The organism is Alteromonas aquimaris (assembly GCF_026183695.1).
GTDB classification, from domain to species: domain Bacteria; phylum Pseudomonadota; class Gammaproteobacteria; order Enterobacterales; family Alteromonadaceae; genus Alteromonas; species Alteromonas aquimaris.
Genome location: NZ_JAPFRD010000011.1, coordinates 358,554 through 383,942, shown reverse-complemented (window position 1 = coordinate 383,942; position 25,389 = coordinate 358,554). Strand labels below are relative to the sequence as shown.

The window sequence follows — 25,389 nt, the reverse complement described above, 5'->3', positions numbered from 1 at the left end:
CCCACAGGAATGGATGTCGGTTGAATCACCAGGTTTATATTGTAAACCTGCAGACATTTACATCGACCCTATGCAACCTGTTGCGCAGGCCATAGTGACCCATGGCCATGCGGATCACGCGCGCTCAGGCCATGACACCGTATACGCCAGCGACGACACCATCGCTATCATGCATACACGATATGGTGAAGAGATGGCGAAAAATACACATGGCCTGGCCATGGGTGAAATTAAACAGTTTGGTAAGAAAGACGATCCTGTACTTATTAGCTTGCATCCGGCAGGACATATTTTAGGGTCCTGCCAGGTGAGAATTGAATATCGTCACCAAGTCCTGGTTATCTCTGGTGACTATAAACGACGCCCCGACCCGACCTGTGATTTGTTTGAAATCCTCCCTTGCGACGTTTTTATTACCGAAGCCACCTTTGCCCTACCCGTATTTAGGCATCCCCCTATCGAACATGAAATAGCTAAGCTGCTCTCTTCGGTCGCTGTGTTTCCTGACCGCTGTCATTTAATCGGGGCTTATGCGTTGGGAAAATGTCAGCGGGTAATATTAGGCTTGAGAAACGCAGGCTATAGCAAGCCTATTTACTTGCACGGTGCGCTGATTAAACTTTGTAACCTTTACCAGTCGCGGGGCATTGACCTGGGCGAGTTGCTCCCGGTAAGCGATGTCGACGATAAAAAGTTACTGGCGGGCGAGATCGTGATAGCGCCCCCTTCTGCATTGGCCGATCGCTGGTCTCGTTCATTGCCTAAGCTACGAACGGTCATGGCATCGGGCTGGATGCAAATCCGCGCACGCGCCAGACAAAGACTGGTCGAGTTGCCACTCATCATTTCAGACCATTGTGACTGGCCGGAATTATTACAGACAATCGAAGAAGTTAATCCTCAGGAAGTATGGGTTACCCATGGGCGCGAAGACGCGCTGGTTCACCAGTCGACAAAAATGGGTTACACCACCAAAGCATTGAGATTAATCGGCTATGATGACGAGGATGAAACGGGTTAATGCAGGCATTCAGTAATTTACTCGAGCAACTATATTATACCAGTAGTCACAATGCCAAAGCTGCGCTTATCATAGACTACCTCAGAAATACCCCTGATCCGGATCGGGGCTGGGCCATTGCCGCCATTGCCGGCACCCTTCGTTTCGATTTCTTCAAACGTAACACGATTAAACAGTTAATTCTTGAACGGGTGGATCCGGTACTGTTTGATTTAAGCTACGACTATGTGGGGGAAATGAGCGAAACAGTGGCACATTTGTGGCCTGATTCGCACCAGCATAACCGACCATTACCCTCGTTAGGCGAGCTGGTTGAGCAGTTTACCCATGCCAGTCGCCAAGCTATCCCAGACATGTTAATCGACCATTTGAATTCGATGAATGCCGCGCAGCGGTGGGCATTGATTAAGCTGGGTACCCGTGGGCTTAGGGTGGGCGTGTCAGCTCGAAGCGTTAAGCAAATCCTGGCCCGCTACGGTGACAAACCAGTGGCTGAGATAGAGCGGTTATGGCACGGGATTGCGCCTCCTTACATTGAGTTGTTGGCCTGGCTGGAGGGTAAAGCCGCCCCTCCGGATATAAGCAATAAAATTACATTTTCACCCGTCATGCTTTCACATCCATTAAGTTTGGAGGAGGTGTTGCCATGGCAAGGCGAGCGTTGGCAAATCGAACATAAGTTCGATGGCATTCGTGTACAACTGGTCATCAAAGGCGCAGAAAAAGCGCTGTTCAGTCGCAATGCCGATGATATCTCTCACACGTTCCCGGACTTATTGGAACAGGTGTCGGTAGATGCGGTGGTCGACGGAGAGCTACTGGTGATGCATGGCGTTGATGTGGCGCCTTTTAATGACCTACAACAGCGACTGAATAAGAAAAAACCCACTAAAAAACTGATGGAAACCCATCCGGCTGGACTTGTTGCGTACGACATCCTTGAACTGGAAAATAGATCCCTTGTCGACCTGCCATTGGAAAAGAGAAGAACGTACCTTCTTGATTGGGTAAAGCGCCAAAATACATCACGGGTGCAGCTGTCAGACATTCTCCCAGCAGATTCGGAAAGCGAACTGCGTTCGCTTCACCAGCATGCCTCTGACAACTTGGCAGTAGAAGGTTTAATGCTCAAACGTGTAGACAGTATCTACACCCCTGGCCGGCCCAAAGGACAATGGTTTAAGTGGAAACGGGAGCCCAAATTAGTGGATGCCGTGATTATGTACGCCCAGCGGGGCCACGGAAAACGTTCTAGCTACTATTCAGATTTTACTTTTGGGGCGTGGCAGGGCGAGACACTCCTCCCCATTGGCAAAGCGTATTCAGGATTCACCGATGAAGAATTAAAGAAGCTGGATAACTGGGTACGCCGTAATAGCATTGGACGCTTTGGCCCCGTGCGGGAAGTGAAAAAAGAATTAGTAGTAGAAGTGGCATTTGATGCCGTCCACCCCTCAAGCCGTCACAAATCCGGCGTCGCAATGCGTTTCCCCAGGATCAACCGTATCCGCTGGGACAAACCGGCCAATGAAGCGGATACATTAGAAAATGTGGTGGGCTTAATTGAAACTTAGCAACAATGGATGCCTTAAATATTGTTATCCTGCATTTCTCATACACCACCTTTTATTTTCTTTATCACTTGGGCCATCAAATATTTTTAGCTATTAAATCAGCTTTTAATAACCCACCTTTAGTAAATAATTTCGCTGAAAACTTCGGATTTCTTCGTGATTTGTACGCATCTAAAATTAGTTTTAACCCTTCCGCCTCAAGCAAAGATATATTAACTTCGGTGTCCATCTCTGCACTTTCAACAAAATCATTCGAAAACGTTGGTGCAACAATAAGCACTTGAGCGACACGTTTTCCAGCTTGTTCACAGCGATTGACGTACGCCTTAACTTGTCTGGACGTCGTGGAATATTTTGCGAAGTCACCATTTTTGCAGGTTTTTGTTTCGCTTATTATTACATCATCCTCGCTCAGTGAGATGAGTACGTCAGCTTTGTCTTTTGCGGTATTGATTAAGCGGCGAAGGTCTTCGTCAACTAACATTCCAAGCTGCTCAAAGATAGCTTTTGTTACTTCTTCAAATTTCACTCCAACATCTGATTCAGAAATTTCTATTCCTTCACTTTTGAGCGACGCTAAATCGCGTTTCGCAAGAGCATGATAGTTATCAATTAGCTTATCTGTAGCATCTGCAAAACTATTTAAAATATTCAGTCGAAGATTCCCACGTTTCTTAATCCCCATACTTTCACAAACCTTTTTTACTTCATCATTACTAAGCATGTATAAAATATCGTAAGGGGTGATACTAAGTGCCCGGAGTTTTTCCACATCGAGCTCTTCATTGGGTTCTAATTCAAACTCATTCTTAAGCACATCTGATAATTTAGGAAAGTGATTTTGAAGGGTGGAGAAAAGTTCTTTGAAACCCGTGGCGCTTAAAGAATTAAATTCCTCTTCTGTACACGTATTTAAGGAATTAAGGATTAATGTTATGCGCTCTTCCAATGTAGTACCAAGCTTGTCCAAACTGAGATCCAAATCATGTATCAATACTTTTAAACGTTCTTTTCTTTCATTAAGGGAAGTATCTGCGCTATACAGATCTGTTTGGAGAAGCTGTGTGGTGGAAATACCTAATCTCATGATATTGAGAATCTTCTCTTTTCTATCTATTCCACGAATTTTTTTACGATGGTTCTTAAGAATAATAGATAATTCTGCATCACTGAATGTTCGCAAAATTCGCAACTGATGCTTATCTGCAAGTTCTTTACCCTGAAGCCGATGTAGTAGACTCACAATTTCATCAGGGACATATACCGTTTGACGCTTTCGACTTACAAAAATCAAACCAATTTCTCTCAGCTCGTTAAGCGCCTCTTGCACACCATTCATCGGAATTGTTTCAACTAAATGCTCAATCCCCGCTTGATCATCTGCGGTGACGTCTAGTTTCTTCGCGAGAACGTTTAGAATGCCTCGCTCCTCATTCGAAATTTTTGCCTCTCGATTAATACGCTCATCATTGGAGAATGCTTCTTTATAGCAGGCATAATAAATCGCTAGCCTCTTTTCATCCGAAAAACTATCACTATCCACAATAGACTCAATAGTGGATTTCAATTCTTTCGCGCGAGAATTAATTACTTCCCATTCTTTCGAATACAAAGCTTCTACCCATGTAATTCGGGAGATACTATTTCCGTCTCTACTTAAGATATTAGTTAACAGAGTGGCTTGAGCGCCCAGTAGGGCTAATTGCTCACGAACGGTCTTTTCAAAATATGGAAGGGCGATTTTAAATAACTGTGTGATATCAGTACTAGATGCGTCTTTTATTTGCCCATCTAACTTATTAAGTTGGGCAATAATTTATTTATCGTGCTGAACCGCTTCATTGCAAATACGGTCAATCGCATTTATAAACTTTGATTTCTCAACCTGGTTGATGAGTGATAATACGTTTGATAGTTTCATATAACGTCCCTGCTTCTTACAAATATTTTGTATTTATTTTAATCACTTATTTAACGTACACGCTTTCCTTATGAAATCAAATTATGCTTAAGCTGACCTCTTCTCCAAAAATAACAGCAAGCTATCGATAAGGTTTCATGTTCATTTAATGTATTGAATATAGAACATTTTAAGAAAAATATAAAAGCGTTGAAAACCATTCTCAAACTGTACCCAAGAACAGTAGGTTAATCCGTAATCAATAGTAGACTTGACTTTTTTTACTGATATTCACCTTATGAAACAGAAATTATATGCGCCCGTTTTTATACTTTTTTTTATAAGTTGGTGTGCGTATGGCCACAAAAGTGACGAAATTGGCCCCATTCAACTTGCAAAAACGTACTCTACAGATATTGAGGTAAGAGAATATCTGATTAGCGAAAAACTGGATGGAGTGCGGGCCAGATGGACAGGACGAGAGTTGCTGACTAGAAATGGCCATAAACTTTACCCCCCTGCCTGGTTTACCAAGGACTGGCCAGCTATAGCAATGGACGGTGAATTATGGACAAAACGCGGAGATTTTCAAACTATTGCATCTATCGTCCTTAGTGAAACGCCAGACAGCAGGTGGCGCGAAGTTAAAATGATGTTGTTTGATTTACCGAGCTCAGATATGCCTTTTTCTTCACGAGTAGCCAAAATGATTGAGTTAGTATCGAATACCGCCCATCCCTCGCTAGTCATGATCCCCCAAATCAGCCTGCAGTCGATAGAAGAACTGGAGGCCAAACTGGATAACATCACCAATATCGGCGGCGAAGGCTTGATGCTACACCATAAGCAGGCACTCTATCAGGATGGTCGCAGTGACAGTTTATTGAAAGCAAAACGCTTTGAGGATGATGAAGCCAAAGTGGTTGCGCATGTCGCAGGAAAAGGAAAACTTACTGGCATGATGGGAGCACTGGTTGTACAAACAAAGGATGGTATGCAATTTAAAATTGGCAGTGGATTTACAAACGACGATCGTATTAATCCCCCCCCTATCGATAGCTGGATTACCTTTAAATTCTATGGTCGAACGCAACGAGGCATCCCTCGCTTCGCCACTTTTTTGCGCCATAGTCCTTTGAAGAATGAACCTTCTATTACACAACCTTAAGTTTGCCTTAATCCACGGTTAGTGTGCTGATGCCATCGAAAGTGGAGGGCAGCGATAGGCCCCTTCGGGCTATACCCCGTTAAAAAATATTAAGAAGCGCAGTTAGCTGTCGCTTTTCTTTGTGCCTAACAAATTAAGTTAAAGATCTCCATCAACAGCTCGATTCATGCAATTAAATGTGCTAAAAATGTAGTGCAACTTGGGGAGGTAACGCATTGAAAAATAGATACTATTCAATTTTACTTGCATATTTTTTTCTTTGCTATGGCGAAATGGTCTTCGCTAAAGAAAGAATAAATATTGTGATCAATAAATCTGCTAAAAACTGGACTGTCTCCTATATCTCCGCGGCACCGATTAGAAAAATCGTATTTGCTAATACACCTAATGACGCTCGTGAAAAAAGATGGCACCCTCAGGACCTCGACTTTGAAATTGTGTATGAAGATCAAAAAGAATATGTCCAGCGTAAAGACGGTCGTCCATTTACTCATGTCCAATTTGAGCTAACCCCAACCTATACACACCTACCGAAAGCATACGCGCCTTTCGCGCCGTTTTCGGACGGTGGCGCACTAATCCATACCGGTCGATTTTTCGCATGTGCTAGTAAATGCTCTACGAGAACAGAGGGTTGGCCCATCAACATATACGTGGATAAAAGCTCCCATATCATCGCGAATGGTGAGTTATACCAACATAGTGCGAGCTGGACCGACTATGACGATGGTCAGTATGTCTATGTTGGTCAGCAAGTCCCATTGGAAGGAACAAGCTTCATAGCCATGATTGATGAAGGCTTACCAAATAAAATTAAGACAGCATTGCAGGAAACTATTCCTCAGCTCATGCGTTTATTCGAATCTCATTTAGGTGATCATGGTAGCGAAATCAAACCCATGCTGTTTGCTTCCTATTCAAATAGCCAAGGGGGCGATATTCAGGGCGGCACCCTGCCTCGGCAAATTTTTATTCACTGGGATATGAATAATCTTGAAACTCTATTAGCTGATGAACACTTTGTTTTAGACACCCTTTGGATGTTCGCTCATGAGGTAGCGCACTTCTATCAAGGTATTGATAATATTGGTTTGACCAAAACTGACAGCTGGATACACGAAGGAAATGCGGAGTGGCTTGCTGCACTAGCTTTTCAGGAGTTATATGGGGAGTCTTCAGTAACTTTTGTCGATAAGAAAGTGCATCATGCTAAAACGCAGTGCATAGAGGCGCTTCAATACCATTCGTTACAAAACGCAGCCCAGCATAGTAACTACCGCGCTTATTATGATTGCGGGATGATAATTAACCGGTTGCTCGATGACGAAATACGTCGTCAATCAAATTCTACGAGTTCGATTTTCACATTCTGGACTGAGTTTAGGGAAGCAGCCCAAAATACGGATGACGCTGGTGCGCCCGTTTTCTGGGACACTATGAAGTCCTATGTTTCCGCCGAGACGCATGAGAACTTGAAGCAGCTGGTTACGCGAGAATTGAAAAATCCGCGTTATCATATCGAAAACGTGGAACTGAAATAGTGCTGAGATGGTGTTAAAGCAACACGCAAAGTTAGTATGGATACAGTCCCGGCGATTATAATTCAAGCTTTGCATTCGCACGCACCTAACACATTATAAGAGGCGCATTCAGTGGCTGATAAGTTGGTATTTTTGATGCTAAGGGAATTTTATAAATAGGAACGTGCCCTCATTTTGTTACAGGTAGAGTGCTGACCCTTTGAGTGGGTAGCTATCGGCATTAGCTAGTTCGTGTTTAAGGTATTTGTCCTATTAGCTATCGTTAGAGCCGCGCTGTAATTTCGGCCCACGATACCAATCTGCGTTAAGTCAGCGAGATCTATTGAAACATCAAACAGCTGATACAATACCGCCACCTGTTATTAATTCAATAGGCAGCCTACCAGCTGACTTCATGTCTTCTTATAGACGCTAGTAAAGCGATTGTGAAGGGAAATACACGTCCTCTGCGGCGGCTGTGAAAATATCATAACAACCAGTAGCCATCCAGTTAGGATGACTGTTTCATCACTTAGAGGCGTGCCCACATTCCCAACCGATGGAACCCATAGCTTTACGAGGAACAGCTATAGTGGGTGATGCCTCCCCTGCCAAAATACGCTTCTGGTCGTAAGGTGTAGTATCTTTCTGCTATTGCGTCAGATTGCTCTTCGTAGGGTTGCGTTAACACCTCCTGCAATTGTCGGATACGGGAATAATCTTCGTGCTCAGCATGTTGATAAGCAGGAACTATTAACCACTCTCGCCAGGTGTATTTGGGATTGACTTGTTTCATATTTCGCGAAATCTCGTCAACTGCCTTGCCACTTTGCAAGCGGGAGCGCCATGAGCGAAACCACTGTTGCCATTCTTCGCGTAGGCCCTCGGCAGGCTCACGGTAAAAACTCTTATAAATCGCGTCAATGTCACCAGGGAGCGAAGATAACTCGCGAAAGAGTACGGTATAGTCAACCGAGGTGTTTATCATTAATTGTAATAGCTGAACAACCAGCTCAGCGTCGTAAGATACTAACCCTAGCTTAGTTGCCCACATGTGTTGCAGCTTTTCTTCCATAACCGCAGAAAATTCCGCACAAATCGTTTCCAAGGCTGACAACGCATCAGTATCGGAATCCAGCGCTGGTCGCAACGCCGCGCAAAAACTTTCAAAGTTCTTTTCAGCCGCCTGGGGCTGATTAAGGAATGAAAAATGACGACCGCCCCCGGTCCAGGGCTGATAGAAAGGTTCAAAGCGCTCGATGAAGCCAAACGGGCCATAGTCAAGCGTAAAGCCCCCTACTGCACAGTTATCGCTGTTAAAATTGCCCTGACAATAACCTACCCGGATCCAATTGGTCACCAATGACGTTAACCGCTCCCGAAAGGCACACGCGAATTGCAGCACCTTTTCACGCAGCGGCAACGCGCCAACTATTTCATCTTTATATTCGCGCTCAATTGCATGAAGAATAATCATTTCCAATTCTGCTTGCGCGTGGGGGTGGGCATTGCTGCGCGCCCGTCGCGCAAATAATTCCAATTGCCCTACCCGCAGAAACGAGGATGCAACGCGGGTGGTTATTGCCACCGGATTAGACACCATGGTTTCAGGATCAAGTGATTTTGAACCGTCGACATACCAGGGACGATCCACGCGCTCTGACGCCGAAGCATATAGACACAGGGAGCGCGAGGTAGGTACGCCTAGCGCATGCATATGTTCCTGGGCCAGAAATTCCCTGACACTTGAGCGTAAAACAGCCCGTCCATCACCACCACGACAATACGGAGTGCGCCCTGCCCCCTTCAATTGCATTTCCCACCGTTTACCCGCAATCACCACTTCGAGCACAGAAATCGCACGCCCATCCCCGTAACCATTGCCAGTTTGAAAGGGGCATTGCTGGACATATTCGTTGCCGAAGATTGACAATGCGTATCCCGTTGCCCAGCCGACTGGCTGGAGAGGTGAGGGCCCATCATTGAGGTTGCCTGAAAAAAACTGCTTAAACGCCTCTGTTAACGCCAGGCTGTCATCCATCTTCAATTCGCCGAACAGCAACTTACTGTGTGCAACATACACAGGATCAGCAATAGGGGTCGGTCGTACAGGAACATAATGACCAGAAAATACCTGTCGGGGGTGAAAATCCAGCCCGTTTTCCGTGGCCTCCGGATCCGCATTAAGATTATTCAGCAAGGAATAGTCGGCTCGCTGAGCAAGATCTTCTAGCGTAAAAATGGTTGATGGGAGAACAGTTGTGTGTGGATCTTCCATATGCTCAAAAAGCCTTGTGTTGATAGGTAGCGGCACAATATCGGTAATAGAGATTGACGATGGAGGAAGCTCCGCCACACGCTTTACATAGCGGTAAATGATACCACACTAATCTCTGTAATCTGCGAATGTAAGCCTTACGCTAAAGGTGAGATCACACTGTATGCGCTCTGACACTAAATACTATTACGCCAGATAAGCTTTAATAGATTGCTGCTATTCGTTATACGCTGGGAATCGGAATAGCGTAGTCACCATAGACCCTTCTTGATCCGCAGCGCATTTGAAAATTCAATCGACTCTGCTAATTAACCTTCCCACGCAGATACAGATGTGCTGGCAGCAATTTATGCTTGTGCGCTTTCCCGAGCACTCACGATGGCGTGCCAGCGCTTAAGATTGGGATATTCATCGGTTAAGCGAATATCTACTACCCGCCCGAAATCTATTGCACATAAGGCAGTAATATCTGCGGCGGAAAACGCCTTACCGGCGATATATTGGCTCTGTGCAAGACGCCTGTCGAGCAGTTTCATGTACTGGGTCGCGTTTTCACCTGCCACTTTTCCGTATTCAGGCACCGGCGTCATCCGGTCTTTAAAATAACCAGTGGTGTGTTGAAAACACATGCCTATTTGCAACAAAAGGGCTAACTCAACCTGACGTTCCCACATCACAATCTGGGCGGTTTCCAACGGCGTTGTGCCTAACAAGGGTGGTTCGGGATATTGTGCTTCCAGATAGGTATAAATGGCAGCACATTCGCTGATACAGGTGCCATCATCTAATTCCAAAATCGGAACTTTAGCTAACGGGTTTTTAGCGCGCATTTCTTTGCTGAGGTTTTCTCCCTTCAGCAAATCAAGTTCTACCATTTCTGCCTGGACCGACTTTTCTGCCATGAATATGCGAACGCGGCGCGGATTAGGTGCCTTATGCATTTGATATAGTTTCATTATCTCCCCTTGCAGCGTGCAAAGCTTAAAGATAACGTAAATGACTGGCAAAAAGATAGCATGCTGTCACAATTATGATAAAGATGGATTGTGGATGCAAAATATGGCTAATGCAAAAAATGTTTTAGGGACTCCCTTAAAACTGTGCTGTGGAAACTCAGGTTACACACGAGAAGGATTTTGCTATGTTCCCAATGACGACATTGGTAATCATAGTGTATGCGCGATAGTCGATGACGCCTTCCTTGAATATTCTTTAACGCAGGGGAACGATTTAATTACCCCACGTCCCGAAATGCAGTTCCCTGGTTTAAAGTCGGGTGACCGCTGGTGTTTGTGCGCCATTCGTTGGTTACACGCCTATGAAGTGGGTGTGGCCCCCAAGGTGAATATGGAGGCCACCCATGAGAAAGCGCTGGAAGTAATACCTTTAGCGTATCTTGAAGAATTGGCCGTATAACGTTATTGCGGTGTCCTTATTACCAATAATCGTGTTTCGGTCATATCTTCTATTGCATAGCGGATACCTTCGCGACCCAGCCCCGAGTCTTTTACCCCGCCATACGGCATATTGTCTACCCGCCAGCTAGGTACATCACCAATAACTACGCCACCCACATCGAGTTTGTCCCACGCACGATTAGCTTTGTACAGGTCTCGTGTGAAGATCCCCGCCTGAAGGCCATATCGACTATTGTTTATTTCGTCTAAGGCGGCATCAAAATCGTCAAAAGGATACAAAATAGCGACCGGACCGAAAGCTTCTTCTGCACTCACATCTGCATCTTTAGGTACATTTTCCATAACTGTTGCTTCCAACATGGCGCCGTTACGCTCTCCGCCACAGAGCAAAGTCGCCCCCTGATTTTTTGCATCCTCTATCCAGCCGTGCAGGCGCTTGGCTTCCGACTCAGAAATCATTGGCCCGATGAAAGTGTCTTCATCTGAGGGATCGCCAGATTTTAACGTTTTCACTTTGTCTACGAAGCGCTGCTTGAAATTATCATAAATAGAGCGATGGATAAGGATACGCTGAACTCCTATACAACTTTGACCAGATTGATAGTAAGCGCCTACTATTACTCTTTCGATAGCATCCTCTAGGTCGGCATCCTCATCGATGATGCATGCGGCATTGCCGCCAAGCTCCAAAATAACGGGTTTTTTACCTGCTTTTGCTTTTAATTCCCAGCCCACATCAGGAGAGCCCGTGAAGCTTAATAACTTTAGACGCTCGTCAGTTGTGAATAGATCTGCGCCGTCACGACTGCAGGGTAAAATCGAAAATGCACCTTTTGGTAAATCGGTTTCGGCCAGGATTTCGCCAATAATCAGCGCGCCGATAGGCGTACGCGACGCGGGTTTGAGCACAAACGTACAACCCGCGGCAATGGCAGGGGCCACTTTATGTGCTGCTAGATTCAAGGGGAAGTTAAAGGGCGAAATAAATGAACAGGGTCCGATGGGGACTTTTTTCGTCATCCCCTGATATCCTTTCGCGCGCGCCGAAATTTCAAGGTTGATCACTTCGCCGTTTATTCGCACCGACTCCTCCGACGCAATGCGAAACGTATCGATTAAACGTGCCACTTCACCTTTAGCATCTTTGATCGGCTTGCCCGCTTCTATGCATAGTGCTTTTGCCAGTTCGTCTTCACGTTCCTTGAATCGCTTAACACAGTGGTCCAATACGGCTTGGCGCTCATATGGCGCCATAGCAGTCATTGCAGGCTGGGCTTTCTCTGCCGCCGCGATGGCCTTATCAATATCATCCGCATTAGCTTTCGCCACGCGGGTTGCCACTTCACCGGTATATTTGTTGGTGACTTCAAGATCCTGGTTTTTGAATACAGCCTCGTTGGCCAGGTAAAACGGGTATTTGTCCTTCATGTTCGGTCCTTATAGCTGGCTGCTTAGTTCACGTATGGTATTATTTAGGGTTTTGTCGTTCATGCTGTAATCGACTGGGCAATCGATTACATGCACGCCTGTGGTGTTCAAACAATGCTGTATACATTCACGTAACGATGCAGTCGATTCGATTCGCCACCCCTGTGCGCCATAGGCATTGGCGTAGGCTACAAAATCTGGATTACCGTAATCCAAACCAAAATTACCCAGATCCATATGCGCCTGCTTCCATTTGATCATCCCATAAGCATTATCGCGAAGAATAATGACCACTAAATCGAGCTTGAGCCTGACCGCCGTTTCAAGCTCCTGACTGTTCATCATAAAGCCACCGTCTCCACAAACACTGAGAACGGGTACCTCAGGATTAACCAGTTTTGCTGCGATAGCAGAAGGTAAGCCTGCGCCCATAGATGCAAGTGCGTTATCAAGTAGTAACGTATTCGGTTGATAGGCAGGGTAGTTGCGCGCAAACCAGATTTTATACACACCGTTGTCCAGGGTAACAATCCCTTCTTTAGGCATTACCGCACGCACGTCTCGTACAAACCGCTCTGGCAGTACAGGAAATCTGTCATCGTTTTCCGCTTCGTTGCGATGGTTAACGTACGCTTCGTGTACATCTTTGTAAAAATCGAGTTTCCAATTATCTTGTGGTTCTATGCGTTCTTTAATTTGCCAGATACTGTTTGCAATATCACCGACTACTTCTAGTTGAGGAAAATACACCGGGTCTACCGCTGCTGGCTCAAAATTGATATGGATAACCTGCTTGCTATCGTTGTGCATAAAGAAGGGCGGTTTTTCTACCACATCATGGCCAACATTGAGAATAAGATCAGCCCGTTTTATCGCGCGATGGACAAAATCTCCGTCAGATAACGCGGTGTTGCCGGCAAATAAAGCGTCTGCTTCGTTCAACACACCTTTACCCATTTGGGTGGTAATGAAAGGGATACCGGTTTTATCGACAAATTCTCGCAACATTTTTGCCGTCAGTTTACGATTGGCCCCCGCGCCGATAAGAATGAGCGGCGATTTAGCTTTTTCAATCATGCTGACCGCTTCGTTAATTGCTTTATATTCGGCGATAGGCCGGCGAGAGTAACTGGGGCGCAATAACGGGGCAGTGGTTGTTTCCGCGGCTATATCTTCTGGCAATTCAATATGCACGGCCCCGGGACGTTCTTCGTGGGCAATGCGAAAGGCTTCACGAATAATGGAGGGAATGCGGTCCCCGCTTACCACTTGGGTGGTATATTTGGTAATCGGGCGCATCATATCGACCGCATCTATCACTTGAAAGCGCCCTTGCTTGCTGGTCTTAATAGGTTTTTGACCGGTTATCATTAACATCGGCATTGCGCCAAGCTGGGCATACGCAGCAGGTGTTACCAAATTAGTGGCACCCGGGCCTAAAGTCGATAAACACACGCCTACTTTACCGGTTAGCCTGCCATAGGTAGCTGCCATAAAGCCAGCACCTTGTTCGTGGCGGGTCAGAATTAACTTGATTGAAGAGGTGCGAATTGATTCAAGTAAATCCAGGTTCTCTTCACCCGGAATGCCGAAGATATATTCCACTCCTTCGGCCTCCAGCGCTTTGATAAACAGATCAGAGGCTTTCATGCAGTTGTGCTCTCCTTATTTACATCGTTTTTGCGAAGTAATACCGATTCGCGATGATGTGAATTGGCATAACAGTATGTACCGAGAGCAGTAAAGATAAGATCGATTTAAAATTATGTGGTCAGGAAGTAACGGCGACGCTACATGCTGCCATAGCCCATCCCACTGGCTTCTTAGTCATCAATCAGGAGGTTTTTTGTGCCCATGCTGACAATGATTCACGTGTAGTGGCATCAATGTGACCCTGGTTTTCCTGTAGCCACCATTTTTCCATGATTTTCACGTTGGCTCGATTGGCCTTATAAAAGAAATCCACTACATCGCCCACAAAGGGGACAAATCCAATACCAAAGTCAAGCGCCGCATTGCGAACCATTTTTTTAATTAACGGTTTGGGCATGCCTAATTTTTTTCCTAAATAGACGATGCGCATGGCTGCAGCAAGCATGACTGCATCACCCACGCCGGGAATGAGACCGACGATAGAATCGAGGCCAAATTTAAAAGGGATAAACGGCACTTTAATGGCGGTATCTAATGTGTTCGCCATTTTTTGAGCCTCTAGTAGCTCTTTGGGGGCCTTAGCTTGATCCACTATAGTGTCGCTCCGTGCTGGTGTGATAACTTAGATCTCACTGAAATCTCGTTTTCAATACGCCACCCTTGAATATTTTGCTCAATAATTTTTGCAAGCGACTCTATATGATCAGGCTGATCATTTAGTGCCGGGATATATTCGTAGCGTTCTCCCCCCGCGTTCATAAAATAATCCCGGTTTTCCACCGCTATCTCTTCCAAAGTTTCCAAACAATCGGCCGAGAAGCCAGGGCAAACCACTTGCACCGATTTTATCCCTTCTGCTGGTAAGGCTTTAAGCCTGAAATCGGTGTAAGGCTGTAACCATTCTTCCCGACCAAAGCGTGATTGAAAAGTGGTTTCATACTGGGTGTTGTCCAGATTGAGCGCTTCTGCAAGTAACCTGGACGTCTTGTGACAATGACAGAAATAAGGGTCGCCATTGGTTAGATAGCGTTTTGGGATGCCGTGAAAGGAAAAAATAAGTTTGTCCGTCTTTCCGTTCGTTGCCCAATGTTGCCTGATACTTTCTGCCAGCGTCTGAATGTAGTATGGGTGGTCGTGATAGGAACTGATAAAGCGAAAATCAGGTAACCAGCGACGACGGGTAAATAAACTGGCGATAGCGTCGAACGTGGAAGCGGTAGTAGAGGCGCAATATTGAGGGTATAACGGCAGCACCATCAGTTTTCTAACCCCCTGGTCCAACATGTTATTTGCCACCTGTTCGATCCCTGGGTTGCCATAACGCATGGCGAAATCTACGACGATATCCTCGCCATGATGTTTACGGAGTCTTGCGCGCAGTGCATTAGTTTGCTGTTGAGTGATAGTGAGCAGGGGTGAACCTTCCTTTGTCCACACAGTGCGATAGGCTTTCGCTGAGCGACGTGGTCGAATATTAAGGATAACGCCGTTCAACACCATCCACCAGATAAGCTTTGGAACTTCTACCACTCTGGGGTCAGATAAAAACTGTTTGAGATAACGTTTTAACGCTTTTGCAGTAGGCTCGTCGGGTGTGCCCAAATTCGTAATCAATACACCAATTTTATCGCTCTGTTTATGAGTAAAACCAGTCGAATTGATATATTTCATAATGGGTTCACACCCTCCCTAATTAACGGTTTATGGTTGGTAATAGGTCGCTGCGCCGGGCCCCACTGGCATCCCAAGCACAAATACCCAAAGATAAAATAATAGTGACCAACCTAACATAAAGACAAGTGAATATGGCAACATCGTTGCGATCAGCGTGCCCATACCTAAGTTTTTCTGATAGCGTGAGGCCATTGCCAGAATAAGTCCGAAATAACTCATCATGGGTGAGATGACGTTAGTTACAGAATCTCCGATGCGGTAAGCGGCTTGGATAACTTCCGGGGCAAAACCGATCAACATCAGCATGGGCACAAAAATAGGTGCGGTAACCGCCCACTGTGCCGACGCGCTGCCCAAAGAAAGGTTCACAATGCCGCACATGATGATGAAGAGTACAAACACTTCGGGCCCGTCAAGCCCCAAGGTTTGCAGCAAGGCTGCCCCTTTTACCGCCAATACAGTTCCCAGATTGGTCCACTTAAAGAAGGCGACAAATTGCGCGGCGAAAAATACCAGAGTGATATATAAGCCCATCGCCCCCATGCTCTTTGACATGGCATCGATGATGTCCCGATCATTTTTCATCGTTCCAGCCACTCGACCATAGACGAAACCCGGCACCGCAAAGGTGATAAAGATGAACGCTACAATGCCTTTGAGAAACGGCGAGCCGGCCACTTCGTTGGTTTCAGGATGCCTTAGTATTCCCCATTCAGGAACTACAGTAAGTGCTAACAAACCGCACATTACCGCAAACGAAACTCCAGCCCATTTAAGAGCGGATTTTTCTTTTGCTGTAGGCGGGTCCATTGACTGCTTTTCTAAATGTACAGAGGCATCTTTTTCATCAAACTTACCCAAGCGGGGTTCGACAATCTTCTCTGTTACCAAAGCACCCATGGTGGCCACCAAAAACGTGCTAATGAACATGAAATACCAGTTTACTTCGGGGCCGACTGAATATTCTGGATCGATCATATGTGCTGCAGCTTCAGTTATCCCAGATAGGAGGGGATCCACCGTACCTAGCAGCAGATTCGCGCTATACCCTGCAGAAACTCCTGCAAACGCTGCGGCTAAACCTGCCAGGGGATGACGGCCAAGGGAATGAAAAATCATGGCTGCTAATGGAATCAACACTACATAGCCTAGTTCAGAGGCTGTGTTAGAAATTATCCCCGCAAATACGATTGAAAAGGTGACTGCTCTTTTTGAAGCGTTCATTACTAATGCGCGTAAAGCAGTAGATAATAATCCGGAGTGTTCTGCAACAGACACGCCTAATAGTGCCACCAGCACCGTGCCTAATGGGGCAAAACCGGTAAAGTTGGTGACCAGACCGGTGACAATCCGCTGCAGTCCTTCGGCACTCATGAGTGAGATGACTTCGATCATACCATCAGGATCACGACCTTTAGCATCAAGCGGACGCGGGTCAGCCACCGCAACATCGAAATATCCCAAAATACCGCTTAAGAAAACTATGAATACTGATAACAGGGCAAACAATGTGACAGGATGAGGTAGTAGATTACCTAACCACTCTACTGTTGCCAGAAAACGAGAAAACCAACCCGTCGACTCAGTACTGGTCGCGGTCTGGCTATTTGAATTTGAAGATGACACCCTACTTCCTCTGACGTTATGTGATAAACACGTAGCTGTTAAGTCTTAATTGTGATGTATGGTTATTCATCACCACATGCCATTTATTATTTATCTATGGCTTGATTTTGCCATTATTCTAGCAAGAATCCTGTCGCTTATCAGCAAAACTTAATTTAACGGATGAAACTGAATTTATTCAGTAATTTGTGATTTGTAATCAGAGGGATAACTTATATCACTTAATCATTATAAGTTATTTTTCGACTAGAATATGAGTAGCAAGGACAAGGTTATATGAGGTTTAAGCTAAATTTTGTTAATATCCATAGAATTAAAAAAGCCGGTGAAAAACACCGGCTCTTCGCGTTACTTTTCTTTTTCCGCGATTTTCTTTCCATTCATATATTGGAAGAAATCGTTGTCAGGCTCCACTACCAGCACATCCTGTTTGCTGTTAAAGCTCCTACGATAGGCATCCATACTCCGCAGGAAACTATAGAACTCGGGGTTTCTAGAGTACGTATCAGCGTAAATCTGTGCCGCTAATGCGTCTCCCTCACCTTTAACCTGACGGGCGTTACGCTCTGCATCTGCCAGCATGACAGTCACTTTGGCGTCAATATCTGCACGAATAACTTCAGCCTGCTCTTGACCTTCAGACCTGTGTTCTCTCGCCACACCCGCACGTTCAGCTCGCATACGCTGGAAAATAGAATTGCTGACTTCAGTTGGCAGATTAATCTGTTTTACCCTTACATCAACAATACCGATACCCAGTTCGTCCGAGGAAGACGCAGCTTGCTCCATTGCCTGATTCATTAATGCAGAACGCTCACCAGAAACAATTTGGGCAATGGTTCTGGCACCAAATTCCGAACGTAAGCCGTTATTCACTTTCTGCTTTAATAAGGCTTCAGCCTGTAACTTGTTGCCACCGGTAGATAAATAGTAACGCGCAAAATCTTTTATTTTCCACTTTACATAAGAATCTACAATCAGATCTTTTTTCTCTGAGGTGACAAAGCGATCCGGTGCATCATCGAGGGTTTGAATGCGGGCATCTAAGTGTTTCACCGTATCAATTAACGGAATTTTAAAATGCAATCCTGGTTCAAATACTTTAGTCTCGCCCGTTTCAGCATCGCGATCTACTTTACCAAACTGGATAACAATGGCTCTTTCGCCTTCCTTTACCACAAATAATGAGCCGGAAGCCAATACGCCAAGGATAATTATGACAACAATTAATAAATTCTTCATGGTCGTTTACTCCCTCTCATTCCTGAACCGGCCTTCTCTTAAGCCAGATTCATTTTGTGAAGTTTGATTACGCTCACGATCCCCTTGATTTTGTAAACCTTGTAAGGAGCTTCTTGAACGCTTAGGTTCCATACTGCCTTGACGTTCCATGATTTTGTCCAGCGGCAAATACATCATGCTGCTGCCCTTTTCATTATCAATGAGTATCTTACTGGTGCGACTGTAAACTTCTTCCATCGTTTCCAGATAGATACGATCACGCGTTACTTCGGGAGCTTTTTCGTACTGTGGAAGTAACTCAGCAAAACGAGCCACTTCACCTTGCGCTTCAAGAATCACTCGCTCTTTATATGCCTGAGCTTCTTCATTCATCCGGTTCACCTGACCACGGGCACGTGGTTCAATTTCACGGGCGTAAGCCTCTGCTTCACGAATAAAACGCTGCTCATCTTCCTGCGCAGAAATAGCGTCATCAAAAGCGTCTTTCACTTCTTCTGGAGGTCTGGCGTCTTTAAAGTTCATATCTAAAATTGATACCCCAAGATTGTAAGGCTCAATAATTGATTGCAGCTCTTCCCATACCCGTTGACGCGTCACTTCACGGCCGTCCGTCAGCACGTCATCCATTGAAGAATGGCCGACGACGTAGCGAATAGCGCTATCGAGTGCCTGGCTTAAGCTCATTTCAGGACTTGTCACGGCAAAGGTCCATCGATAGGGATCCACCACGCGGTATTGCATCTCCATCTGCACACGCACCACGTTTTCATCTTCAGTAAGCATTGAACCCGATGACGCTTGATCTCGAATAGATTGCACATCTACCGGAATCACTCGATCAATGAACGTCGGTTTCCACCGTAAGCCCGGTTCAACCTGCTTATAATACTGGCCAAAACGCAGCACAACACCGCGCTCCGCTTCGCGAATGGTATAAAACCCACTTACAAACCAAATTACCACCAATAGGCCAACTATCAGACCTATACCAAATTTGCCCATATTCGAACCCGAGCCGCCTTTACCGCCGCCGGACTTGCCGAATTTGCCAAACAAATTTTTGAACACATCATCCAAATCCGGTGGGCCTTGGTCCCGGCCTCCGCGATTTTTCCACGGGTCGTTGTTTTTGCCACCCGGCTCATTCCAAGCCATGCTATTACTCCGTAAGTGGTTTTAATTAAAATTCGTATTTAAGAGCATTGAGGAGTTTAGCGCTTAATGCTGTACGACAAAAGAAGAGATTCCTTTATCCAGCCTTTTTTCAAGCCTGTTCCAGTCAACAGATGGCATTCGAACATCGACAATCCAGTCACCTGTTGAATCATATACTTCACTATCAATGCAATTTAATTCGTATAACACCCCACGCAACTGACTATGAGCCGGGGGGATCCGCAGCGTATAATTTACCATACTGCGGCCAAGGCACTCGGATAAGGCCTGATGTAGGAGCTCGACGCCCTCACCTGTTTTTGCCGACATCCAAACGCGAATGGGCACATCTTCATCATCGCGATCTATCCGTGCGACAACACCGTCCATACTATCAATTTTATTACACACAATGAGTTGCTGAATTTCATCTGCGTCTATCTCTTCCAGCACGGCGTTTACCTCACCCATCGTTTCTCGATGGTTTGCTTCACTGACATCGACAACATGTAAAAGTAAATCCGCCTCTTGCGTCTCTTGTAATGTCGCTTTAAACGCGGCAACAAGATCATGGGGAAGGTGACGGATAAATCCAACTGTATCGGCCAGAATGGTGGCACCCACCTCATTGAGTTCAATCTTACGCAAGGTAGGGTCCAGCGTGGCAAACAATTGGTCTGCTGCATATACGTGTGAGTTAGTGATTTGGTTGAACAATGTCGATTTACCAGCGTTGGTGTAACCTACTAATGACACCGTGGGGATCTCAGCCCGCTTGCGCGATCGTCGGCCTTGTTCTCGCTGTTTCTGCACTTTTTCGAGCCGGCGCAAAATAGCTTTAATTCTTCCTCGCAATAACCTTCTATCGGTTTCAAGCTGAGTCTCACCAGGACCGCGTAATCCTATGCCCCCTTTCTGACGTTCTAAATGCGTCCAACCCCGAATCAGACGGGTAGAAATGTGACGTAGTTGCGCTAATTCGACTTGTAACTTACCTTCATGCGTACGGGCACGTTGCGCAAAAATATCCAGAATGAGTCCGGTGCGGTCAAGCACACGACATTGACAGATAGCTTCAAGGTTTCTTTCCTGAGAGGGGGAAAGAGCATGATTGAAAATTACCACATTGGCATCATGCGCTTTCACTGCTGAAGCAATTTCTTCAGCTTTGCCTGAACCTACAAAATATTTAGCGTGGGGAGCCTGGCGCGACGTAGTAAGCACATCTACCGCTTCTACTCCTGCTGACGCTACTAAAAGCTCAAGTTCGGCTAAATCTTCTTTAGAATTCTCGTCAGAAAAATGGACATGAACAAGTACAGCCTGTTCACCGGCTTGATAACGGTCAAACAAGCGTAATTCCTTCTAGTTTATTCACCTTTATTATTATCAGAGTCTCCTTGCGTTGGCATTTGAATTGCTCGAGACGGCACAACCGTCGAAATTGCATGCTTATAAACCATCTGACTAACAGTGTTTTTAAGCAAAATGACAAATTGGTCAAACGACTCCACTTGTCCTTGCAGCTTGATGCCATTAACCAAATAAATGGAAACCGGAATACGTTCCTTGCGTAACGCATTCAGAAATGGGTCTTGTAAAGATTGCCCTTTAGCCATTTGTATTCCTTAATTTTTATTATTTCAATGAAAACAAGTGTTTTCACCGCGTCTTACTATTTATATCACAACCTACAGCTTAGCGATCGATTTTTGCCAAAATTTTAGACAAATTATTGTTCGCAAATGTGTCCAGCCAGTCAAGAGAATTCCATCCCCGCAACCAAGTGAGCTGTCGCTTAGCGAGCTGCCTGGTGGCAATGATTCCTCGCTCCTGCATCTCATCGTAACTGAATGTTTGGTTAAGATACTGCCAAACTTGTCTATAACCTACTGAACGTATAGCGGGTAAATCCATATGAAGATCACCTCGTTGATAGAGTTTTCTCACCTCTTCAACAAATCCCCCGGCAAGCATTTGCTTAAATCGTTTTTCAATGCGCCTGTGCAGTACTGCTCTATCCTGCGGTGCAATGGCGAATTGCGTTATCTCAAAAGGCGTTTTCGAGACTTCTTGCTGTTGCCAGTAAGTCAGTGGCTTACCTGAACTACGGTAAACTTCAAGCGCTCGCGTTAAACGTTGTGGATCGTTCGGATGAATACGCTCAGCACTGACCGGGTCAATTTGCTGCAGCTGCGCATGCATTTTACTCCACCCAGACTGTTCTGCCTCTTCACAAATAGTCTGGCGAATTGCTTCATCGGACTTAGGTAAGGGCGAAATTCCATTTATCAAGGCATTAAAGTACATCATTGTACCACCGACCAGGATTGGGATGTTGCCCCGGTGATGAATTTGCGACACCAATCGATTGGTATCATTACAAAATTGGGTAACAGAGTAACTTTCACTGGGATCTAGAATATCAATCAGGTGGTGAGGACACAGCTGTCGCTCTTCAGTGGTTGGCTTTGCTGTGCCGATATCCATTCCTTTAAATACCAAGGCTGAATCAACACTGATCACTTCGCAGGGAAGTTCTTTAGCGAGGGATAACGCCAAGTCGGTTTTACCGGATGCAGTGGGTCCCATGATCGCCACCACCGGCATTGCTTGAGGTTGATTACTCATGGTTTAATCCCAGCAACTAATCAGCGTGGAGGTTGACACCGCACGCGCATTATTCAAAACCAGTTGTTCTTGTTTCGCAAGGGGCAGGGCATCGAACCAGTCCCAACTGTACTGTATCACAGGCTCATCCCAATCCTGATGCGCAGAAAAGGTTTCGCTTAGTAAAGCCTCGAGACTGTTGGCCGAGCCGGACATCAGCTTAGGAAACAGCACTACCCAGGGAAAATGTCTACAACCGGAAGGAACCTGCTGTAACCTGACTTTACCAGCTACCTGATCAATCTTGAAATGCGCACTGCGGAGCAGATCCAGCTGGCGTTTAGGCACCGACTGCATTTCAATTGCGACCGGCATGAGCAACGGGTGCCCGGTTGATGCCGACGTGATTTGGGCAATGATGGCTTCGGGCACCAGCTGTTTGGCGGAAAGTAAATAAGCCGTTTCATTGAAAACACTTACGCGGTAATGAGACGATAATTTTAGGGTTGTGAATGGAGACTGCTTGCTTACCTGCCCCTCAGGTGTAGGTGTCATCAATGCGCTATACGCCGAATTATAGCTTGCCGATGCACGCGAAGAAGAAATTGAAGAGTGTCGGCTCGCGGTGTTTTCACGCTTGCTCGAGTAACCTTTTAGCGCTGGAGAAGCCGTTGTATTTTCGCGCACAGATTGGGAAAGCGGCTGAATGTAATCGTGATTAGGCTGATGTTGATAACTTCCGTTAGCGCTAGTCCCAGCTGCATCCTCGCTTAAGGCCTGACTGACTGCCTGCACAATAAAGTCGTGGACAAGGCGCGCTTGCTGAAAGCGTACTTCGTGCTTGGCTGGATGCACATTCACATCAACATCCCGAGCTGGCACACTTAAGAACACCACAAAAGCAGGTTGTTCAGCGATACCCCACGTCATTTCATAGGCCTGTCTGAGCGCATGTAGAATAAGTTTATCGCGCATTCCTCGCCCATTAACAAACGAAAACTGGCAGTCGTTACTGCTGCGTACCTCACTTAAACTACCTAACCAGGCCTCCATTTTAATGCTGTCATAGTCCGTTTTTAAATACGTACTGTTGCCAATAAATTTCTGCCCAAGCAAATCCCCAATGCGTTTACTTTTATCCTGTTCGGCCCGTCCCGCTAACTTACGTACTGTTTTGCCATTATGACGCAGTATAAAACCCACTTTATGGTGACTTAGAGCAATACGTTTTATGATGTCATCAATATGTTGAAATTCGGTTTTTTCTGTACGTAAAAATTTGCGTCTGGCTGGGGTATTATAAAATAAGTCAGCTGCATCAATGGTAGTTCCGTTGGGGTGGGCTACGGGATTTAACTTAACTGCCATATCGCGCCCATGGCAATGTGCCTGCCATGCCTGTTCCTGATTGGCTGGCTTAGAAGTCAATGTTAGTCGACTTACAGAACTGATACTGGCTAATGCTTCACCGCGAAAGCCGAGTGATAGGATTTGTTCTAAATCATCAAGCGTCGCTATTTTACTGGTCGCATGACGACTTAACGCCAACTCAAGTTCATCGTGAGCGATACCCTGACCATTGTCACGAATCTTAATTCGTTTATGGCCCCCTTTCTCAATGTCTATTTCAATCTGGGTCGAACCTGCATCGATACTGTTTTCAACCAGCTCTTTAACCACTGACGCTGGCCGTTCGACCACTTCGCCTGCGGCGATCTGGTTGGCAAGTTGTGGAGGGAGTAATTTTATTGGCAACGTTTTTTCCGTTGAAAGTTTCAGATGTTACGTACTGGGAATAGTAAGCAACTGGCCAATTCTGACCACATCGGTACTTAAATTATTTGCTTCTTTGATACTGGCCACTTTGACATTATAGCGTTGCGCAAGCAAAGAAAGTGATTCGCCACTGCGTACCTTATGAGTCCGGTTCTTCTCTTTCCACGACGCCCATAATGTCCCATCCGGTGGCACCTGGCTAAAGTAAGCCTTGATCGCATCAAACATCGACTGAGCAAGCCGTTGGCGATATTCAGCCCAATTTAGATTTTTTTCCTCCTGGGGGTTGGAAATAAAGCCTACTTCTACCAAGATTGAAGGAATGTCAGGCGAGGTCAGTACCGCGAGACTGGCAGATTGTGGGCGACGCTTGTGCATTCGCGTCACCTGTTTCATTTCTTCAATCACCTTCTCACTTAAGTCATAGCTGGACGCCATGGAATGATCCATCGACAAACCAAGGATCGTCTCGGCTAAATAACGTTCGGATGTTTTATCGGTAATAACTTCGGCGGCGCCACCAAGTAGCTCAGAGTGGCGCTCGGTTTTTTCCATCCAGCGACCCAGCTCCGTATCTGCACGTCCCATTGATAATACCCAAACGGAGCCTCCTCTGGGTTGAGGCGTGGTAAAGGCATCCGCGTGAATAGAGACCAATAAATCGGCCTTATTCCTACGAGCTATTTCAGGGCGTTTGGTTGGATAGATATAATAATCTCCCGTTCGAATAGGGATGGCACGCATACCAGGCTCGGCGTTGACGATTGCTTCTAACTTCTTTGCAATACTCAGGGTAATATTTTTTTCGTAAGTACCTGCTGGCCCCACGGAACCGGGGTCATTGCCGCCATGGCCAGCATCAATCGCGATTAAAATATCTTTGTCACGTTGATTGTTGGTACTGTCTATCAATACGCTGGCTGGGGAAGCGTCACTGTCGGCCAAATCTACCACCAGACGGTGACCAAACCCGCCGGAAGGCGTAATGGGAAAAAGAGTAGGCTCTGCTTTTCTGGCCAAATCAATGACAAGTCGCGCAGATTGACTGTTTTTAGGGGTCGAGTAACGGATGCGCCTGACTAACGAACCTAATTCATCCTGGCTGGATAAACTCGCTGCATCGCTTGTATTGGCTAAATCAATTACCAGTCGGTTGGGATTAGTTAAGCTGAAGTAAGTAAATTCAGGTGCGCTCCTTAAATCAAACACCAGACGTGTTTGGCCCGCTTCCTGCGATACGCGAACCGTCTGAATGGTATTCTGAGCAGCCTGTAACGCGGTGGGTATCACCCAAAAAATCAAACCTAATAAGAAGCCGCGCCACATACTTCGCCCTTAACTCTTTA

Annotated in this window: 20 protein-coding genes; 5 read left to right on the top strand and 15 right to left on the bottom strand. The window is 45.9% G+C overall.

The genetic code is table 11. The features are described from left to right. Positions 1–13 precede the first annotated feature (13 nt). On the top strand, positions 14–1,021 hold the full coding sequence (locus tag OPS25_RS11860; RefSeq protein ID WP_265617938.1) for a ligase-associated DNA damage response exonuclease: 1,008 nt from the start codon (positions 14–16) through the stop codon (positions 1,019–1,021). Continuing rightward, a complete protein-coding gene (locus OPS25_RS11855) occupies positions 1,021–2,595 on the top strand; it encodes a cisplatin damage response ATP-dependent DNA ligase (protein ID WP_265617937.1) in 1,575 nt (524 codons plus the stop codon). Before OPS25_RS11860 ends, OPS25_RS11855 begins: the two co-directional genes overlap by 1 nt. Positions 2,596–2,671: 76 nt before the next feature. On the opposite strand, the gene OPS25_RS11850 is transcribed toward OPS25_RS11855, so the two are convergent. Beyond that, positions 2,672–4,207 (bottom strand): hypothetical protein, encoded by a 1,536-nt coding sequence (locus tag OPS25_RS11850; RefSeq protein ID WP_265617936.1) that lies wholly within the window; start codon positions 4,205–4,207, stop codon positions 2,672–2,674. A gap of 586 nt (positions 4,208–4,793) precedes the next feature. Here OPS25_RS11850 and OPS25_RS11845 point away from each other — a divergent pair. Further along, entirely contained in the window at positions 4,794–5,663 is an 870-nt protein-coding gene (locus OPS25_RS11845) for a DNA ligase (RefSeq protein ID WP_265617935.1), read from the top strand. Positions 5,664–5,878: 215 nt separating this feature from the next. Beyond that, positions 5,879–7,204 carry a gluzincin family metallopeptidase gene (locus OPS25_RS11840; protein ID WP_265617934.1) on the top strand — a complete coding sequence of 442 codons (1,326 nt, stop codon included), beginning with the start codon at positions 5,879–5,881 and terminating at the stop codon, positions 7,202–7,204. 553 nt (positions 7,205–7,757) lie between these two features. Here the strand turns inward: OPS25_RS11840 and OPS25_RS11835 are convergent. After that, positions 7,758–9,461: a protein adenylyltransferase SelO gene (locus tag OPS25_RS11835; protein ID WP_265618420.1), complete on the bottom strand. Its 1,704-nt coding sequence runs from the start codon at positions 9,459–9,461 to the stop codon at positions 7,758–7,760. A gap of 347 nt (positions 9,462–9,808) precedes the next feature. After that, complete coding sequence (locus tag OPS25_RS11830; protein WP_265617933.1) at positions 9,809–10,417, bottom strand: glutathione S-transferase family protein; 609 nt, start codon at positions 10,415–10,417, stop codon at positions 9,809–9,811. A gap of 103 nt (positions 10,418–10,520) precedes the next feature. On the opposite strand from OPS25_RS11830, the gene OPS25_RS11825 reads away from it, so the two are divergent. Then, positions 10,521–10,877: a DUF2237 family protein gene (locus OPS25_RS11825; RefSeq protein ID WP_265618419.1), complete on the top strand. Its 357-nt coding sequence runs from the start codon at positions 10,521–10,523 to the stop codon at positions 10,875–10,877. Between the two features lie 2 nt (positions 10,878–10,879). Here the strand turns inward: OPS25_RS11825 and OPS25_RS11820 are convergent, their stop codons facing one another. From OPS25_RS11820 to OPS25_RS11765, 12 genes are all read right to left on the bottom strand, one after another. Then, positions 10,880–12,307: an aldehyde dehydrogenase family protein gene (locus OPS25_RS11820; RefSeq protein ID WP_265617931.1), complete on the bottom strand. Its 1,428-nt coding sequence runs from the start codon at positions 12,305–12,307 to the stop codon at positions 10,880–10,882. Positions 12,308–12,316: 9 nt separating this feature from the next. Further along, complete coding sequence (locus OPS25_RS11815; RefSeq protein WP_265617929.1) at positions 12,317–13,957, bottom strand: acetolactate synthase large subunit; 1,641 nt, start codon at positions 13,955–13,957, stop codon at positions 12,317–12,319. A gap of 184 nt (positions 13,958–14,141) precedes the next feature. Continuing rightward, positions 14,142–14,552 carry a DUF4112 domain-containing protein gene (locus OPS25_RS11810; RefSeq protein ID WP_320411959.1) on the bottom strand — a complete coding sequence of 137 codons (411 nt, stop codon included), beginning with the start codon at positions 14,550–14,552 and terminating at the stop codon, positions 14,142–14,144. Then, the gene (hemH, locus tag OPS25_RS11805; RefSeq protein WP_265617928.1) at positions 14,552–15,631 is read right to left on the bottom strand and encodes a ferrochelatase; all 1,080 of its coding nucleotides are present in this window, start codon (positions 15,629–15,631) and stop codon (positions 14,552–14,554) included. Before hemH ends, OPS25_RS11810 begins: the two co-directional genes overlap by 1 nt. 30 nt (positions 15,632–15,661) lie before the next feature. Next, entirely contained in the window at positions 15,662–17,260 is a 1,599-nt protein-coding gene (locus OPS25_RS11800; RefSeq protein ID WP_320411958.1) for an AbgT family transporter, read from the bottom strand. Positions 17,261–17,608: 348 nt separating this feature from the next. Further along, on the bottom strand, positions 17,609–18,502 hold the full coding sequence (hflC, locus tag OPS25_RS11795; protein WP_265617927.1) for a protease modulator HflC: 894 nt from the start codon (positions 18,500–18,502) through the stop codon (positions 17,609–17,611). A 6-nt stretch (positions 18,503–18,508) separates the two neighbouring features. Beyond that, complete coding sequence (gene hflK / locus OPS25_RS11790; protein WP_265617926.1) at positions 18,509–19,657, bottom strand: FtsH protease activity modulator HflK; 1,149 nt, start codon at positions 19,655–19,657, stop codon at positions 18,509–18,511. Positions 19,658–19,720: 63 nt separating this feature from the next. Further along, positions 19,721–21,010 carry a ribosome rescue GTPase HflX gene (hflX, locus tag OPS25_RS11785; protein ID WP_265617925.1) on the bottom strand — a complete coding sequence of 430 codons (1,290 nt, stop codon included), beginning with the start codon at positions 21,008–21,010 and terminating at the stop codon, positions 19,721–19,723. Between the two features lie 17 nt (positions 21,011–21,027). After that, positions 21,028–21,276, bottom strand: coding sequence for an RNA chaperone Hfq (hfq, locus tag OPS25_RS11780; RefSeq protein ID WP_265617924.1), 249 nt, complete (start codon positions 21,274–21,276; stop codon positions 21,028–21,030). 79 nt (positions 21,277–21,355) lie between these two features. Beyond that, positions 21,356–22,288 carry a tRNA (adenosine(37)-N6)-dimethylallyltransferase MiaA gene (miaA, locus tag OPS25_RS11775; protein WP_265617923.1) on the bottom strand — a complete coding sequence of 311 codons (933 nt, stop codon included), beginning with the start codon at positions 22,286–22,288 and terminating at the stop codon, positions 21,356–21,358. Between the two features lie 3 nt (positions 22,289–22,291). Beyond that, complete coding sequence (mutL, locus tag OPS25_RS11770) at positions 22,292–24,022, bottom strand: DNA mismatch repair endonuclease MutL (protein ID WP_265617922.1); 1,731 nt, start codon at positions 24,020–24,022, stop codon at positions 22,292–22,294. Positions 24,023–24,049: 27 nt separating this feature from the next. Beyond that, entirely contained in the window at positions 24,050–25,369 is a 1,320-nt protein-coding gene (locus tag OPS25_RS11765; RefSeq protein WP_265617921.1) for an N-acetylmuramoyl-L-alanine amidase, read from the bottom strand. Positions 25,370–25,389 lie beyond the last annotated feature (20 nt).